General features: G+C 71.2%; 18 protein-coding genes. 11 read left to right on the top strand and 7 right to left on the bottom strand.

The features are described 5' to 3' along the window. Positions 1-77 precede the first annotated feature (77 nt). Together ACFYWS_RS05340 and ACFYWS_RS05335 are read right to left on the bottom strand one after the other, a co-directional pair. Positions 78-929: a transglutaminase-like domain-containing protein gene (locus ACFYWS_RS05340; protein ID WP_389269776.1), complete on the bottom strand. Its 852-nt coding sequence runs from the start codon at positions 927-929 to the stop codon at positions 78-80. A 225-nt stretch (positions 930-1,154) separates the two neighbouring features. Then, positions 1,155-2,159, bottom strand: coding sequence for a GNAT family N-acetyltransferase (locus tag ACFYWS_RS05335; protein WP_389269774.1), 1,005 nt, complete (start codon positions 2,157-2,159; stop codon positions 1,155-1,157). A gap of 140 nt (positions 2,160-2,299) precedes the next feature. Between ACFYWS_RS05335 and fdxA the strand changes: the two genes are divergently transcribed. Further along, entirely contained in the window at positions 2,300-2,620 is a 321-nt protein-coding gene (gene fdxA, locus ACFYWS_RS05330; RefSeq protein ID WP_266713752.1) for a ferredoxin, read from the top strand. Between the two features lie 121 nt (positions 2,621-2,741). Continuing rightward, complete coding sequence (locus tag ACFYWS_RS05325) at positions 2,742-3,845, top strand: bifunctional succinyldiaminopimelate transaminase/glutamate-prephenate aminotransferase (RefSeq protein ID WP_389269772.1); 1,104 nt, start codon at positions 2,742-2,744, stop codon at positions 3,843-3,845. Between the two features lie 169 nt (positions 3,846-4,014). On the opposite strand, the gene ACFYWS_RS05320 is transcribed toward ACFYWS_RS05325, so the two are convergent. Together ACFYWS_RS05320 and ACFYWS_RS05315 are read right to left on the bottom strand one after the other, a co-directional pair. Further along, the gene (locus tag ACFYWS_RS05320) at positions 4,015-4,446 is read right to left on the bottom strand and encodes an ATP-binding protein (protein WP_389269770.1); all 432 of its coding nucleotides are present in this window, start codon (positions 4,444-4,446) and stop codon (positions 4,015-4,017) included. Positions 4,447-4,744: 298 nt separating this feature from the next. Beyond that, the gene (locus tag ACFYWS_RS05315) at positions 4,745-5,686 is read right to left on the bottom strand and encodes a heavy metal transporter (RefSeq protein WP_389269768.1); all 942 of its coding nucleotides are present in this window, start codon (positions 5,684-5,686) and stop codon (positions 4,745-4,747) included. Positions 5,687-5,748: 62 nt separating this feature from the next. Between ACFYWS_RS05315 and dapE the strand changes: the two genes are divergently transcribed. Together dapE and ACFYWS_RS05305 are read left to right on the top strand one after the other, a co-directional pair. Next, a complete protein-coding gene (gene dapE / locus ACFYWS_RS05310) occupies positions 5,749-6,831 on the top strand; it encodes a succinyl-diaminopimelate desuccinylase (RefSeq protein ID WP_389269766.1) in 1,083 nt (360 codons plus the stop codon). A gap of 102 nt (positions 6,832-6,933) precedes the next feature. Continuing rightward, positions 6,934-7,683, top strand: coding sequence for a TIGR00730 family Rossman fold protein (locus ACFYWS_RS05305; protein ID WP_351333434.1), 750 nt, complete (start codon positions 6,934-6,936; stop codon positions 7,681-7,683). A 17-nt stretch (positions 7,684-7,700) separates the two neighbouring features. On the opposite strand, the gene folP is transcribed toward ACFYWS_RS05305, so the two are convergent. Continuing rightward, positions 7,701-8,561, bottom strand: coding sequence for a dihydropteroate synthase (folP, locus tag ACFYWS_RS05300; RefSeq protein WP_389269764.1), 861 nt, complete (start codon positions 8,559-8,561; stop codon positions 7,701-7,703). A 129-nt stretch (positions 8,562-8,690) separates the two neighbouring features. Here folP and ACFYWS_RS05295 point away from each other — a divergent pair, with 129 nt between their 5' ends. Beyond that, on the top strand, positions 8,691-9,092 hold the full coding sequence (locus tag ACFYWS_RS05295) for a DivIVA domain-containing protein (RefSeq protein WP_389269762.1): 402 nt from the start codon (positions 8,691-8,693) through the stop codon (positions 9,090-9,092). Beyond that, complete coding sequence (locus ACFYWS_RS05290) at positions 9,089-9,685, top strand: DNA-3-methyladenine glycosylase I (RefSeq protein WP_389269760.1); 597 nt, start codon at positions 9,089-9,091, stop codon at positions 9,683-9,685. Before ACFYWS_RS05295 ends, ACFYWS_RS05290 begins: the two co-directional genes overlap by 4 nt. Here ACFYWS_RS05290 and ACFYWS_RS05285 read toward each other — a convergent pair. Continuing rightward, a complete protein-coding gene (locus tag ACFYWS_RS05285) occupies positions 9,682-10,485 on the bottom strand; it encodes an enoyl-CoA hydratase/isomerase family protein (RefSeq protein ID WP_389269758.1) in 804 nt (267 codons plus the stop codon). The genes ACFYWS_RS05290 and ACFYWS_RS05285 overlap by 4 nt on opposite strands. A gap of 320 nt (positions 10,486-10,805) precedes the next feature. Between ACFYWS_RS05285 and ACFYWS_RS05280 the strand changes: the two genes are divergently transcribed. Then, a complete protein-coding gene (locus ACFYWS_RS05280) occupies positions 10,806-10,973 on the top strand; it encodes a DUF3117 domain-containing protein (RefSeq protein ID WP_266713770.1) in 168 nt (55 codons plus the stop codon). Positions 10,974-11,136: 163 nt separating this feature from the next. Here the strand turns inward: ACFYWS_RS05280 and ACFYWS_RS05275 are convergent, their stop codons facing one another. Further along, positions 11,137-11,835 (bottom strand): O-methyltransferase, encoded by a 699-nt coding sequence (locus ACFYWS_RS05275; RefSeq protein ID WP_389271711.1) that lies wholly within the window; start codon positions 11,833-11,835, stop codon positions 11,137-11,139. Positions 11,836-11,991: 156 nt separating this feature from the next. Here ACFYWS_RS05275 and sigE point away from each other — a divergent pair, with 156 nt between their 5' ends. The 4 genes from sigE to ACFYWS_RS05255 all read left to right on the top strand — a co-directional run bounded on the left by sigE (position 11,992) and on the right by ACFYWS_RS05255 (position 15,857). Further along, positions 11,992-12,768: an RNA polymerase sigma factor SigE gene (gene sigE, locus ACFYWS_RS05270; protein ID WP_389269756.1), complete on the top strand. Its 777-nt coding sequence runs from the start codon at positions 11,992-11,994 to the stop codon at positions 12,766-12,768. After that, positions 12,765-13,757, top strand: coding sequence for an anti-sigma factor family protein (locus tag ACFYWS_RS05265; protein ID WP_389269754.1), 993 nt, complete (start codon positions 12,765-12,767; stop codon positions 13,755-13,757). The genes sigE and ACFYWS_RS05265 overlap by 4 nt, the downstream gene beginning before the upstream one ends. 275 nt (positions 13,758-14,032) lie before the next feature. Continuing rightward, the gene (locus ACFYWS_RS05260) at positions 14,033-15,199 is read left to right on the top strand and encodes a S1C family serine protease (protein ID WP_389269752.1); all 1,167 of its coding nucleotides are present in this window, start codon (positions 14,033-14,035) and stop codon (positions 15,197-15,199) included. Between the two features lie 178 nt (positions 15,200-15,377). Beyond that, complete coding sequence (locus tag ACFYWS_RS05255) at positions 15,378-15,857, top strand: sec-independent translocase (RefSeq protein WP_389269750.1); 480 nt, start codon at positions 15,378-15,380, stop codon at positions 15,855-15,857. Positions 15,858-15,876: the final 19 nt, after the last annotated feature.

Below are 15,876 nucleotides of genomic sequence, written 5' to 3'. Positions count from 1 at the left end.
CCCGCAAGGTCAACAGCTCTCGGGCGGCGCGAACCCTTCCCGCGCGCGACGGCGGACGCGGCAGCGGACGTGGCCGCTCAGTTCAGCATCGCGCGGGCCGCCCGCGCCTGCTCCCGCACCGACTCCGCCGCCGTCTCGTCGACGGCCCCGACCACGTCCGCGTACGCCTCCAGCTCCACTGCCCCGTTAACGAAGTCCCCACGGCGTACGAGCAGTTGGGCCCGCTCGTAGCGCAGTCGCGCCGGGTGTGCGGGCAGCAGCAGCGACAACTCCACGGCCCACATCGACACGTCGGAGCGCTCGGGCCGCGTCGCCGCCCACGCCCGGATGTTGTTGAGGATCCGCAGCACCACGTCCAGTGGGTCGGCGGGCTGCAGCATCGAAGGATCCAGCGGGCCGCCCGTCGCTCCCGCCACCAGCATCTGCGCGTCGGGCCCGGTCAGCACCCGCCCACCGTCGAACGGATCGGCCAGCACCTGATCCTCCGGCTTCTCAGGAGGGCCGAAGCCGACCACGAAGTGCCCCGGCAGGGCCACCCCGCACACCGGCGCCCCCGCCCGCCGGGCCACCTCCAGCCACACCACGGACAACAGGATCGGCAGCCCTCTGCGACGCCGTACGACCTCGTGCAGGAGGGACGACTCCAGCCGCTGGTAGTCGTTCGGCGTGCCGTGGAAACCGGCGCGCGCCCCGAGCAGCTGGGCGCACGCGGTGGCCCAGCCGTGCGGCGAACCGGGCCGGTACGGCAGCCGCCCGGCGAGCTCGTCCAGCTCGATCTGCACGGCGTCCATGCCGGCCTCGTCGAGCGCGGCGTCGCCCTGCGCGGCGAGCAGCAGACACAGCTGCGCCAGATCGGGCCGCTCGGCCCGCGCCTCTTCGGCGAACCGCCGCCGCAGCTCCGTGGAACGGGGGGAAAGGTGGGGGGACATACGTGCCTCGTGCCCTCTCAGGCCGATCGATACGGCATTCGTCGCTACGGCATCAGCCGACGAGTCCGCCACGCCGTTCCGGAGCACGGTAGTGGTGCTGCGTCTCCCGGGGGCAACCCCCGGACCCCCGGCCGGAGGAGCGCGTCACTCGCCACGCCGTTCCGGAGCACGATAGTGGTGCTGCGTCTCCCGGGGGCAACCCCCGGACCCCCGGCCGGGAACGCGTCACCCGCCACGCCGTTCCGGAGCACGGTAGTGGTGGTACGTGTGATGCGTGGCGAAACCCATGCGGTCGTAGAGGGCGCGCGCCCCCTCGTTCTCCGCCTCGACCTGGAGCCAGGCCGCCGACGCCCCCTCGTCGAGCGCCTGCCGGGCGAGCGCCGTCATCACGTCCGTGGCGAGCCCTCGACGCCGCTGCGCAGGGTCGACCTCGACGGCGGCGAACCCGGCCCACCGCCCGTCGACCACGCACCGCCCGATCGCTGCGGGCACGTCACCCTCGCCCGGCACGGTCGCGAACCACACCGATGGACCGGCGCACAGCACCTTCAGCGCGACCTCGCTCGCCCCCTTGCGCTGGTAACGCGCGAGCCACGCCTCGTCCGGCACACGGCTCAGCAGCACGCGCGGCGCGTCCGGCGCGTCCCCGATGGGCGCGAGCGCGGCGATCCGCAACTCGGCGCTCACCTCGCGCGCCCACCCGCGCTCCTCAAGCCCGGCGCACAGCACTTCCTGCGCCCCCTCGGCCCCGGTCGCCGTCTGCGCGTACGCCGGAAGGCCACGGGCCGCGTACCACTCCTGTACGTGACTCAGCGCGTCGTCGAGCGGGCACCCGGGGTCACCCAGGGGGAGCACCGAGTTGGCCCGCCGGGTGAACCCCTCGGAGGCTCTCAGCTCCCACTCGCCGAGCCGCTCGCTCTCGATCGGCCGCCACGCGCGCGAGGCGACGCGGGCGAGCTCCGGATACGTGGCCGACGGGCCGCGGCGACGGGCGGGCGCGGCCGGTACGACCTTGCCCGCGACCAGCGCGGACTCCTCGATCCGCACACCTTCACCGTTTCTCCGTGTGACGAGGAGCACACCGTCGTTCCACGATGTGAGAACTCCGACGGTGTCGGTGAACTTTCGACCCGCGGAGCCCTCCCCGCTCACCCGTCGCACAGAGACGCGTTTCCCCACGTCATGGCCTGAAATGCGGACTTCCAGGCGTCCGCCCGCAGTGAATTCCACAGCTCGGCCCACCCCTCCTGTTCGGATCATGCCCAGGAACGGAGATACTAGAGGTGGGCATCGACGACGCCGCGCTCCCGCGCGCCAGGCGGCGGAGCCTGCGGAGGCCCGCCAGCGCCCTATCGAGGAGGAACGACAGCGTGACCTACGTCATCGCGCAGCCTTGTGTCGACGTCAAGGACAAGGCGTGCATCGAGGAGTGCCCGGTCGACTGCATCTACGAGGGCAAGCGGTCCTTGTACATCCACCCGGATGAATGCGTCGACTGTGGCGCCTGTGAGCCGGTCTGCCCGGTCGAGGCGATCTTCTACGAGGACGACACTCCTGAGGAGTGGAAGGACTACTACAAGGCGAACGTCGAGTTCTTCGACGATCTCGGCTCGCCCGGTGGTGCCTCGAAGATGGGCCTGATCGACAAGGACTATCCCTTCATCGCCGCGCTGCCGCCGCAGAACCAGTAACCGAGTTCAGCGGTACGCACAGGCGCTGCCCCGGTCCCGTACGGCTCTGACTGCCGTACGGGACCGAGGTGTTTGTCCACCACGTCGCGAAGAAAGCATCACGAGGAAAGCGAGCCCCCAGGTGTCCACCGTCCCGGCCCCCATCGACCGCATCCCCGCCTTCCCCTGGGACAAGCTGGAGCCGTACAAGAAGACGGCTGCGGCGCACCCGGACGGCATCGTCGATCTCTCCGTCGGCACGCCCGTCGACCCGGTGCCCGAGCTGATCCAGAAGGCCCTGGTCGACGCCGCGAACTCGCCCGGCTACCCGACGGTCTGGGGCACCCCCGAGCTGCGTGACGCGCTCGTCGGCTGGTGCGAACGCCGCCTCGGCGCCCGCGGCTTCGACCACACGAACGTCCTGCCGGTCGTCGGCTCCAAGGAGCTGGTCGCCTGGCTGCCGACGCAGCTGGGCCTCGGCCCGGGCGACAAGGTGGCCTACCCGCGGCTCGCCTACCCGACGTACGAGGTGGGCGCCCGCCTGGCCCGCGCGGACTACGTCGTCTACGACGACCCGACCGAGCTCGACCCGACCGGCCTGAAGCTCCTGTGGCTCAACTCCCCGTCGAACCCCACGGGTCGGGTGCTTGCCAAGGACGAGCTGAAGCGCATCGTGGACTGGGCGCGCTCGCACGGCATCCTGATCTTCTCCGACGAGTGCTACCTGGAGCTGGGCTGGGAGGCCGACCCGGTCTCGGTCCTGCACCCGGACGTCAACGGCGGCTCGCACGAGGGCCTGGTCGCCGTCCATTCGCTCTCGAAGCGCTCGAACCTGGCGGGCTACCGCGCGGCGTTCATCGCGGGTGACGCCTCGGTGCTCGGCCCGCTCCTCCAGATCCGCAAGCACGGCGGCATGATGACCTCCGCGCCGACGCAGGCGGCGGTCGTCGCGGCGCTCGGCGACGACGAGCACGTACGGGTGCAGCGGGAGCGCTACGCGGCCCGCCGCGAGACGCTGCGCTCGGCTCTGCTGGCCCACGGCTTCCGCATCGAGCACAGCGAGGCGAGCCTGTACCTCTGGGCCACCCGTGACGAGTCCTGCTGGGACACGGTCTCCGCCCTGGCCGACCTCGGCATCCTGGTGGCCCCCGGCGACTTCTACGGAGAGGCGGGCGCCACCTTCGTACGAGTGGCCCTGACGGCCTCGGACGACCGCGTAGCGGCAGCGGTGAACCGGCTGACCTGACGCGGGCGTCGCCGACTTGGGCAATCCGCCGCCTTGGGCGGCAGGGTGGGCAAGGCGGCACCCCGGTGCCGCGCAACAGCTGCACAGGCCCGCCCACGGCACGGCACGGCACCAGAACGGGGTGCCGGGAGCAGAACGCTCCCGGCACCCCGTTCGGTCATCCTGGCTGTCAGCCGATCGGCAGGCCGCCCAGCGCCCCGGTGGTCGGCAGGCCGCCGCCACCCACCGGCAGGCCGCCGTCGGTCGCGGCCCCGGCCGTCTCGCCGAGCACCTCACCCGCGCCACCGGCCGCACTGCCCGCGGCCTCCTGCGCGGCCGGCGTGGCGGTCTTCGCACCCGAGCCCACGACCTTGCCCGCCGCGGGAACGGCCTTCTTGACGGCCTTGCCGCCGGTGGCCCCGGCGAGACCGGTGGTGTCCTGCGCCGCACCGTCGACGGTGCTGCCCACGTTCGCACCGTCCAGGGCGGTCACACCACCCAGGTTCGACGTGGCCGGAAGGTCGGCGGCGCTCGCGGAGCCGGCCGCACCGACCACGGGCGCCGCTCCTGCCGCTACGAGCAGCGCGGCACGGGCGATCCGGCGGGTCAGGGGGAGGGACATGATGCTCCTTAGACGGGAGAGAACGTTTGGTGCCCGGCTGCCGTGCGGCGACCGGACGCCGTGACAACCGCCCCAGGCCCCAGGAAGGTTGCGGGTCGGAAACGTAAAGGGTTCGCAATGCGTCGCATTATCAGTTCAGGGCAGAAACGGGCAAAGTGCACGCAACGCCGACCGCTGAAGAACCCTTACAGCGCCCCGCCCGCAAGGGCCTTGAGGGTGACGCGCCCCCTCACTCGAAGGTGCCCCGCAGGCGTCCACCCAGCGTGATCCGCATCACCCCTTCGAGTGGGCGCCCGGACTACTGCCCGGTGACGATCCGGACCTCGCCGACGGACATCGAGGCCGCGGCACCGGACCGCCCGCCCCGCTCCGCGGACGACGCCTTGCGCCATTTGTCCCCGGACTCGCCGGCGGCCCACTCGCGGCCCGCGTAGGACACCCGCTCGATGCGCAGCGCCGAGGAGTTGGCCACCGCCCACTGCGCCAGCTCCCAGCCGCGCTGGCGCTCCCCGCCCCCGGCCGAGTCGACGGTGGCGGGCACGGGAACGCGGACCGAACCCTCGCCGGGCCCCTTCGCGGGCGCCACGTCCCGCCCGAAGTCACGGGCGAGCGCGGCCCGCACGCGCGCGGGGTCGCCGGACCGCGCGGCGTCGCCCCCGACCGCCCGCCCGTCGCAGGTGAGCGACGCGGCGGCGCGACCGGTCAGCGAGGCGGCCAGCAACGTGGCGTCCGGCTCGTGCTTCGCGTACGCCTGCGGATAGCCGCTGCGCTGCACGCGCTGCGCGGCCGCGGTCAGCGGGAGCCGCGAGTAACCGGGGATCTTCGCCAGGTGCGCGTAGAAGCGCTCGGACGCGTACGCCGGATCCATGATCTGGTCCGCGGTGCCCCAGCCCTTCGTGGGGCGCTGCTGGAACAGGCCCAGCGAGTCCCGGTCGCCGTGGTCGATATTGCGCAGCCCCGACTCCTGCAGCGCCGTCGCGAGGGCGATCGTGACGGCGCGCTCGGGCATGCCGCGCGAGGTGCCGACGGCGGCGATCGTCGCCGCGTTCACCGCCTGCTCGGAGGAGAACGCGTACGTCGCCCCGTCCCCGTTCGCCGAAATGACCGTGCATCTCGGCTTGGAGCGGCCCCCGGTGACGTACTGCACGGCCACGTACGTGGCCACAGCGAGCAGCACGACGACGGCCGCGCCGATACGAAGGAGGCGGCCGCGCCGGACGAGAGTGGGGGGCTCAGGCACGCGTCCAAGGTACTGGAGTCCACTGACAGGCCCGTCGTCCCATGGGTATTAGGCTCGGCGCCATGGACCGCACCCCCCTTGACCTCACGCAGGACGCCGCGCGCCTCACCGCCCAGTTGGTCGACTTCGCCTCGCCCAGTGGAGCCGAGAAGGAGCTCGCCGACGCGATCGAGGAGGCCCTGCGGGAGCTGCCGCACCTCACGGTCGACCGGTACGGCAACAACATCGTGGCCCGGACGAACCTGGGACACGACGAGCGGATCATCCTCGCGGGTCACATCGACACGGTCCCGATCGCCGACAACGTGCCGTCGCGGCTCGATGAGAACGGCGTCCTGTGGGGCTGCGGCACCAGCGACATGAAGGCCGGCGTCGCGGTCCAGCTGCGGATCGCGCAGACGGTCCACGAGCCCAACCGCGACCTCACGTTCGTGTTCTACGACAACGAAGAGGTCGCCGCGCACCTCAACGGGCTCGGGCATGTGGCCGACGCCCACCCCGACTGGCTGGAGGGCGACTTCGCGATCCTCCTGGAGGGGACCAACGGCGATGTCGAGGGCGGCTGCCAGGGCACCCTGCGCGTCATCCTGAAGACCAAGGGCGAGCGGGCCCACTCCGCGCGCGCGTGGATGGGCAGCAACGCCATCCACGCCGCGTCCCCGATCCTGGAGCGCCTCGCCGCCTACGAGCCGCGCAAGCCGGTCGTCGACGGACTGGAGTTCCACGAGGGCCTCAACGCGGTCCGCATCGAGGGCGGCGTCGCCACCAACGTCATCCCGGACGAGTGCGCCGTCACCGTCAACTTCCGCTACGCGCCCGACCGGTCGATGGAGGAGGCCGAGCAGTTCGTCCGCGACTTCTTCGCCGGCTGCCCCATCGACGAGTTCGTCGTCGACGACCACACGGGCGGCGCCCGCCCCGGCCTCACGCACCCCGCGGCGGCCGCCTTCGTGGCCGCGGTGGGCGGCGAGGTGCGCCCCAAGTTCGGCTGGACCGACGTCTCCCGGTTCAGTGCGCTGGGCGTGCCCGCGGTCAATTACGGCCCCGGCAACCCGATCTTCGCGCACAAGATCGACGAGCGGGTCGAGACGTCGCTCATCCTGGAGGGCGAGAAGCGCCTGGCCGCCTGGCTCACCGCTTCCTGATCCTCGGCTTCCCGATACGCCGAGGTCCCGCGCCGGTAACCCGCGTAGACCTACCCTTGCTCTACGTAAGTGCGTGATACCTGCGCAGGAAGGGAGCGGACCATGAGCAACCCGGAGGGCAAGCGACGTCCTGTGGAGCAGCGGACGGGGCCGGTGGTCAGGCGCCGTGACCAGATGCAGCCCGGGACGAGCGACCAGCGTCTGCTCGACACGGAAGGCCCTTCGGGGTGGGTGCACACCGACCCGTGGCGGGTGCTGCGCATCCAGTCGGAGTTCATCGAAGGCTTCGGCACGCTCGCCGAACTGCCGCCCGCGATCAGCGTGTTCGGCTCTGCGCGCACCCCGGAGGACTCTCCGGAGTACGCGGCGGGCGTCGCCATCGGCAAGGCCCTGGTGGAGGCCGGATTCGCGGTGATCACCGGCGGCGGCCCCGGCGCCATGCAGGCGGCCAACCAGGGCGCCGTGGAGGCCAAGGGCACCTCGGTCGGCCTCGGCATCGAGCTGCCCTTCGAGCAGGGCCTCAACCCGTACGTCGACCTGGGTCTGAACTTCCGCTACTTCTTCGTACGGAAGACGATGTTCGTGAAGTACGCCCAGGGCTTCGTGGTGCTCCCCGGCGGCCTCGGCACATTGGACGAGCTCTTCGAGGCGCTCACTCTCGTGCAGACCACGAAGGTGACGCGCTTCCCGATCGTCCTCTTCGGTTCGCAGTACTGGAGCGGCCTGGTCGACTGGCTGAAGAACACGGTGATCGCGCAGGGCAAGGCCTCAGAGGTGGACCTGATGCTGTTCCACATCACGGACGACGTGGAGGAGGCGATCACGCTGGTCACCAAGGAGACCGGTAAGTAGGCCCCTCCAAGAGGCCGCTACGCGAGTCCCCGGCGGGCGACCGCCGGGGGCCGGTGGCCCGCGATGGACGCCACCATGTCCAACACCTGCCGCGTCTCGGCGACTTCGTGCACCCGGTAGACCTGCGCCCCGAGCCACGCCGACACGGCGGTCGTGGCCAGCGTCCCGATGACCCGCTCCTTGACCGGCTTGTCGAGGGTCTCGCCGACGAAGTCCTTGTTGGACAGCGAGACGAGCACCGGCCACCCCGTGTCGACCATCTCCGGAAGCCGCCGCGTCGCCTCCAGGGAGTGCCGCGTGTTCTTCCCGAAGTCGTGGCCGGGGTCGATCAGCACGGACTCGCGCGGCACCCCGAGGGCGACGGCCCGCTCCGCGTACCCGACCGTCACGTCCAGGATGTCCGCCATCACGTCCTCGTACGTCACCCGGTGCGGGCGCGTGCGGGGCTCGGCGCCGCCCGCGTGCGTGCACACGAGGCCCACCTGGTGGCGCGCCGCGACCTCCGCGAGCTTCGGGTCGACCCCGCCCCACGCGTCGTTGAGCAGATCCGCGCCCGCCTCGCACACGGCGTCGCCGACCTCGTGCCGCCAGGTGTCGACGCTGATGATCACGTCGGGGAAGCGGCGCCGCACCTCGGCGACGAAGCCGACGGTCCGCCGCGCCTCCTCCTCGGCGGTGACCTCCTCGCCGGGGCCGGCCTTCACCCCGCCGATGTCCACGATCATGGCGCCCTCGGACACCGCCTGCTCGACACGGGCGAGCGCGGGCTCGTCCCGGAAGGTGGCGCCCTGGTCGTAGAAGGAGTCCGGGGTCCGGTTCACGATCGCCATGATCACCGGCTCGTTCACACCGAACTCGTGCTGGCCCAGCCTGAGCATCCCCTGTGACTCTCCTTCTCGGTCCTGGTCGAACGTCGTCTGTGACCTTAACTGTCAGTGCGGCATGGCACGATCGATGCCTGACGGTTGAGGGCCGCACGGCCCGGTCGAACGCAGGGGACGGCAGACATGGTCATGTTCTTGTTTCTGGTCGCCGCGCTGGTCGTGGTGATCGCGGCGGTGACGTTCGCGGTCATCGGCGGCGGCGACAGCGGCACGCTGCGCGACGAGCCGTCCCAGTTCTACGCGGACCCACTGCCGCCGGACCGCCCGCTGGCCCCCGCCGACGTGGAGGAGCTGCGGCTGCCCCTGGCGGTGCGCGGCTACCGCATGGCGGAGGTGGACGACGCGCTGAACCGCCTCGGGGCCGAACTGGCCGAGCGCGACGCGCGCATCACGGAACTGGAGGCCGCCCTCACCTCGGCCCACACCCGGACCGGCCCGCGGCCGCCCGAGCGAGGCCCTGACACGGGCTACGCGCCACCTGGTGAGTACGGGTTCGGATCCGGGACGGGGGAGGGGTTCCGGTGAGCGAGCCGACAGAGGGCGCCGTCCCGGGCCCCGACGGAAGGCCGCGCTGCCCCTGGGGCCTTTCGACCGAGGACTACGTCGCGTACCACGACGCGGAGTGGGGCCGCCCGGTGCACGGCGACGACGCGCTGTTCGAGCGCCTCTGTCTGGAGGCGTTCCAGTCGGGCCTGTCCTGGATCACGATCCTCAGACGCCGCGAGGGCTTCCGCGCCGCGTTCTCCGGCTTCAAGATCGCGGACGTGGCGGCCTTCACGGACACCGACCGGGAGCGGCTGCTCGCCGACGCCGGGATCATCCGCAACCGGGCCAAGATCGACGCCACGCTGGCCAACGCGCGCGTGCTCGTGGACTGGTCGCCCGGCGAGCTGGACAAGCTGATCTGGTCGTACGCGCCGGACGCCGCCACCCGCCCGGTCCCGAAGGTGCTGGGCGACGTGGCGGCGATCACCGACGAGTCGACGGCCCTCTCCAAGGAGCTGAAGAAGCGCGGCCTGCGCTTTGTCGGCCCGACCACGGCGTACGCGCTGATGCAGGCGTGCGGGCTGGTCAACGACCATTTGGCGGACTGCGTGTCCCGCGCCGAGATGGTCTAACGGCCCAGGTACTTCGGCCGCTCCTTGGCGATGAAGGCCTGCACCGCGATGGTGTGGTCCTCGGAGGCGCCGGCCCGCGCCTGCAGCTCGTCCTCCTTGTCGAGCGCCTCGTCGAGGGAGTGGTCCCCGGCGAAGGCGAGCGACTCCTTCAGCGCGGCGTAGGCGACGGTCGGACCCTCGGCGAGCGTGCGCGCCGCCTTGCGGGCCTCTTCGGCGAGTTCGGCGGCGGGCACGAGCCGGTTCGCGATCCCCAGCTCGTACGCCTCCTGCGCCTTCAGGGAGCGCGGGAAGAGCAGCAGGTCGGCCGCGCGGCCGGGGCCGATCAGGCGCGGCAGCGTCCAGGAGACCCCGGAGTCGGCGGTGAGTGCCACGCCCGCGAACGAGGTGTTGAACGACGCGCTGTCCGCCACGATCCGGTAGTCGGCGCAGAGCGCGAACCCGAACCCGGCGCCGGCCGCCACGCCGTTCACCGCGGCCACCACGGGCTTCGGCATCTGGGTCAGGGCCCGCACGATCGGGTTGTAGTGCTCGCGCACCGTGTTCATGGTGCGGCCCTCGCCGGACTCCCGGTCCGCCAGCAGCGAGCCGACATGCTCCTTGAGGTCCTGACCCACGCAAAACGCCCGGTCGCCGGACGCAGTCAGCAGCACCGCCCGGACCGTGTCGTCGCCTGCGGCCGACTGCACCGCGTCGCGGAGGGCGACCTTGGCCTCGGTGTTCATCGCGTTCATCGCCTCGGGGCGGTTCAGCGTGATCGTCGCGAGCCCGTCGCTCACCTCGTAGAGCACGGTGTCGGCCATGGGACTCCTCCTATGCGGTCGCTCAGTCGTCCGTGCTCAGCATGACGTAGATCACGGCCCATGGAACGGTCTCGGCATGTGACCTGCGTCTAACGAATTCGCGTCGGTAAGGGTCCGAAGATGGCGCAGTATCGCAGTCGGATCCCCGAATTGAGTGGTTTTGGACAAGTGCGTTGCGCAAGCGATGCCGACCGATGTTGGTCATCGGGTCCCGCGATGCGGGATAATGGCCTGGAAGCAATGTGTTCGATGCCGGTGACGTGTGCCCACCCAGAGGGCCGTCGGCTGACGATGAGCTGGTTTCAGGAAGGGGAACGAGCATGGCGGCCATGAAGCCGCGAACGGGTGACGGCCCGCTCGAGGTGACAAAGGAGGGGCGGGGCATCGTCATGCGCGTTCCGCTCGAAGGCGGCGGTCGGCTCGTGGTTGAGCTGACGCCGGACGAGGCGAGCGCCCTCGGTGACGAACTGAAGAAGGTAGTGGGCTGACACCTTCTGCACCCGCGTCCATTCCCCATCGATGTGGGGTTGGGCCGGTCGTCGGCTGACGCGCGAGCGACCATACCTTTACGACTGCCCCGGCACACATCTGGTGCCGGGGCAGTCGTGTGTGTGGAGGCAGGCGGGCCCGGGACCCGCCTGCGCGCCGGCCTCAGCGCTTGACGGCGCAGAGCAGCCCGTCGCCGACCGGCAGCACCGACGCCACCAGCTCGGGGCTCTCCCGCACGGCCCGCAGCAACTCGCGCTGGCGCAGCACTTCCACCGGCTGCGGCCCCGCGTCGACGGTCCGCCCCTCGGCGAGGACCCCCTGGAAGACCACCAGGCCACCGGGCCGGAGCAGGCGCAACGATTCAGCGAAGTAGTCGAGGCACTCCAGCCGGTCACCGTCGCAGAAGACCAGGTCGTACCCGCTGTCGGCGAGCCGCGGCAGCACCTCGAGGGCGCGGCCGGGGATGAACCGGGCCCGGTTGCTGGCGAAGCCGGCCGCGCGGAACGCCTGGCGCGCGAACTGCTGCCGCTCCGGCTCGGGGTCGACCGTGGTGAGGACCCCGTCGGACCGCATCCCGTGCAGCAAATGGACCCCGGACACGCCCGTGCCCGTACCGATCTCGGCGACGGCCTTCGCCCCTACCGTGGCAGCGAGCATCCCCAACGTCGCGCCCGCGCCGGGGGACACCGGGCTCAGCCCTGCCTCGCGGGCCCGGTCCCGAGCCCAGCGAGTCGCGTCGTCCTCGGCGACAAAGGCGTCGGCGAACGCCCAACTTGTCTGCCGGTTGCCGGTAATGGCCCTCTCCCGTCCCCGTGGATGCCTGCGCGTGACTTTATCCGTTGGTGGCGGGAACTCGCAGATGGGACCGCACGTTTGAAGAGGCAGGGCAAAAGAGCAGGCTGGACACGGGGAACGACGGGGGAGAGCGCGATGGCGACAGCCGTGCGGGCGGAGGTCGAGAGTCGACCGGCAAATCTGAGTAAAAACGCTTATCCGGAGCTAACGGACGGAGTGGTTATGGTAGGTGCTCCACTGGACACCACCAGAGCCGATAGGGGAGGTGCGGCTGCGCCTGTGGATCGGGGAGGACGGCTCCGGCGTCTTCTCAGGTCGGCGGGTGAGCCGAAATCCGTGACCAACACCGCTGACCGAATCCGCACCGTTGACTCCGCGCAGACCGCGACCTTTGCCGCCGATGCGGAATCGCAGGCGTGGACTCCCCCCTCGTGGGAGGAGATCGTCAGCACGCACAGTGGCCGCGTCTACCGTCTCGCGTACCGCCTGACGGGGAACCAGCACGACGCGGAGGACCTCACACAGGAGGTCTTCGTCCGCGTCTTCCGTTCGCTCTCGACGTACACGCCCGGCACCTTCGAGGGCTGGCTGCACCGCATCACCACGAACCTGTTCCTCGACATGGTCCGTCGCAAGCAGCGCATCCGCTTCGACGCACTGGGTGACGACGCCGCCGAGCGGCTGCCCAGCAGAGAGCCGTCGCCGCAGCAGGTGTTCAACGACGCGCACTTCGACGCCGACGTCCAGCAGGCGCTGGACACCCTCGCGCCCGAGTTCCGTGCCGCCGTCGTCCTGTGCGACATCGAGGGCCTCTCCTACGAGGAGATCGCCGCGACCCTCGGCGTGAAGCTGGGCACGGTCCGCAGCCGTATCCACCGCGGCCGCTCGCAGCTGCGCAAGGCGCTGCAGCACCGCTCGCCCGAGGCCCGCAAGGAGCGCCGCACGCTCGCGTCCACGGGGGCCTTCCCCGTCCTCGGAGGAGGGGGCGCGCCCGCGTGAGTGGATCACGTCTCAATCCTGCCGAACGCCAACAGACCGCGGCCGACGAACACCTGGGGGACAGGCTGGCCGCCCTGGTCGACGGCGAGTTGGACCACGACGCCCGGGAGCGCGTCCTCGCGCACCTGGCGACCTGCGCCAAATGCAAGGCCGAGGCCGACGCCCAGCGCCGTCTCAAGAGCGTCTTCGCGCAGGCGGCCCCGCCGCCGCCCTCCGACAGCTTTCTCGCCCGCCTCCAGGGGCTGCCCGCGGGAGGTGACACCGACGGTGGCACACCACCGTTCGGGGGAGGCGGATTCGGCAGTGGCCGACCCCTCGGCGGAATCCGGGGCTTCGGACAGGGAGTCTTCGACGTAGACCCGGAGCCCTTCGGCTACGCGCCCTCCGGCGCGCACGCCGCCGTCTTCCCCAGCGGCCAGCGCGGCTTCCGCATCCACGAAGTGACCCGTGCCGACCGGCACGAGAGCGACCGGGGCTCACGCTCCCGCCGCTTCGCGTTCGCCGCGGCCGGAGCGGTGTCGCTCGCCGCGATCGCGCTCGGCGGGGTCACGACCGCTGCCCCGATCGACAGCAGCGACACGCGCGGTGGCGGTTCCGGCAGCAATGTCACGCCGCTGCGCAGTCAGCCGGCCGGTGCCGCCGCGGCTTCGGACACACAGCGCCGCAGGTCGAACGCGTCGCCGCTCGGTCAGCGCGGGGGCGCCCTCGCGGCGCCCGTCTCGCCGACCGAGGCAAGCGCGCCGCTGCTGCCCGGCGGGGGCCACGCGGAGAGCGCGGGCTATCCGTTCTCGACGCCATTGCTGGCCGGTGCGGCCCGCATGTCGCCTCTCATACGTCCCGCCGCCCCCGCTGTCGCGGTCTCGTTCGCGCCGCGGCCCACCGCCTCGGCCTCGTCCGACGGCACCACCTTCGGGGCGACAGGGCCCGGCCTCACCGCCGCCTCGGCGTCGTCGCCGACCGCGTCGTCCCGTCCTTCGTCGCTGCGCTGACGCCCCCTGCGCCCGCGCCGTCGAACCTGGTTGAATCCAGGTGAGGCGGTGCGTCGGGTGCGGATCCGGGTCGCGACCGTGGGAGTCGGCGGTGCGGTGCCGTGGGCCAGGCTTGGGGAGAGCGGCGGGACATGGACGAGGGGAATCCCACGGAGGGCTCCGCCAGGGGTGAGGTGTCGGAGCGGTCGACCGTTCCCCCGTCACGGGGCTCCGCCCCGGACCCCGCCGGCTCTCGTCCCGGAGCGGGGCTTGAATCTGCTCAATCGCCGCAGGGGGTGGAATTTGTCCACCAGCCCTGGCACCAGCCGGACTTCGGGCCGCCCGCGCCGCGCAGGCGCAGGCGCAGGCTCGTGCTCGGGGCGGTGGTGATCGCCCTGGTCGCCGGAGGCATCGGTGGGGCGATCGGGTCGTACCTGGAGCGGACCGGCGTCGGGGCGGACATCCGACTGCCGCAGGCCGACGCCGAGTCAAAGAACCGTGACCCAGACAGCGTGGCCGGTATCGCGGCGCGCACCCTGCCCGGCGTCGTCACCATCCACACCGAGGGTTCGTCGGAGGAGGGCACCGGCACCGGCTTCGTGCTCGACGGCCAGGGGCACATCCTCACGAACAATCACGTCGTGTCGTCGGCCGACTCCGGCGGTGAGATATCGGTCACATTCTCCAGTGGTGAGAGCGCCCGGGCCGAGCTGGTCGGGCAGGACAGCGGCTACGACCTCGCCGTGATCAAGGTGTCGGGGGTGCGCGGGCTGAAGCCGCTGGCCCTCGGAAACTCCGAGAACGTGCAGGTGGGTGACCCGGTCGTGGCCGTCGGCGCCCCCTTCGACCTGGCGAACACGGTCACGTCCGGCATCATCAGCGCCAAGGGCCGGCCCATCACGGCGGGCGGCGAGAAGGGCGACGGGAGCGACGTCAGCTATGTGGACGCGCTGCAGACCGACGCACCCATCAACCCGGGCAACTCGGGCGGCCCGCTGGTCGACGCGAAGGCCCGCGTCATCGGCATCAACAGCGCGATCCGGTCGGCCGACGCCGGCGGTTCGGAGCTGCCCGAGGGGCAGTCGGGCTCCATCGGGCTCGGCTTCGCGATCCCGGTCAACCAGGCGAAACGCGTGGCGGAGGAGCTGATCAACGCCGGGAGTGCGACGCATCCGGTGATCGGGGTCACCCTCGACATGGACTACTCGGGCGACGGTGCCCGCGTCGGCACGCAGGGCAACAGCGGCGGCTCGGCCGTCAGTCCGGGCGGTCCGGGCGCCAGGGCGGGGATCGAGCCGGGCGATGTGATCACTGAGGTCGACGGCGTCCGCGTGCACTCCGGTGAGGAGCTGATCGTCAAGATCCGCACCCACCGCCCCAAGGACAAACTGGTCCTCACGGTCGAACGGGGCGGAAAGGAACGGGAGATGTCGCTCGTTCTCGGTTCCGCCGGCGGCGGCTGACCGGCTCTTGACCGACTCCCGACCGCCCGTGGCGCGGGATGCGCGATCCTGGAGGTACCCCGGTGGCTACCGAATGGACAGGTCGGCCGGGTACCGTGGACCGGGTCCGCTGCCGGACCCTGCCAAAGACCTGCTGCTGATGTTCGACCGCGGGCCGAGGACACGCTAGGAGAGCAAGGTGTTCAACGACATTGGCCCGCTGGAGGTCGTGACGATCGTCGTGCTGGCCGTTCTCGTTTTCGGCCCCGACAAGCTCCCGAAGGTCATTCAGGACGTTTCACGCACCATTCGTAAGATCCGGGAGTTCTCGGACAGTGCGAAGCAGGATATTCGCGACGAACTCGGCCCGGAGTTCAAGGACTTCGAGTTCGAGGACCTGAACCCCAAGACGTTCATCCGCAAGCAGTTGGACAGTGACGAGCTGGGGCTCAAGGAGATTCGCAACGGCTTCGACCTGAAGAAGGAGATGGCCGAAGTCTCCGAGGCGGCGCACACCGTCGGTGAGCTGGAGGACTCCGGGTCGTCGAGCCAGTCCGGCAGCGCTGGCCGCGTGGACATGCAGAAGCGGCCCGAAGCGGTCGACATGCAGAAGCGACCCGAGAAGTCCGAGAAGCCGGCCGCCATCGAGCCGCCGCCCTTCGACGCGGACGCGACCTGAACCGCGGACGCGACCTGAA

This window comes from Streptomyces sp. NPDC002795 (assembly GCF_042888725.1).
Taxonomy (GTDB): Bacteria; Actinomycetota; Actinomycetes; order Streptomycetales; family Streptomycetaceae; genus Streptomyces.
The sequence above is the reverse complement of the archived record's forward strand: the minus strand, read 5'-3'. Positions and strand labels throughout refer to the sequence as shown.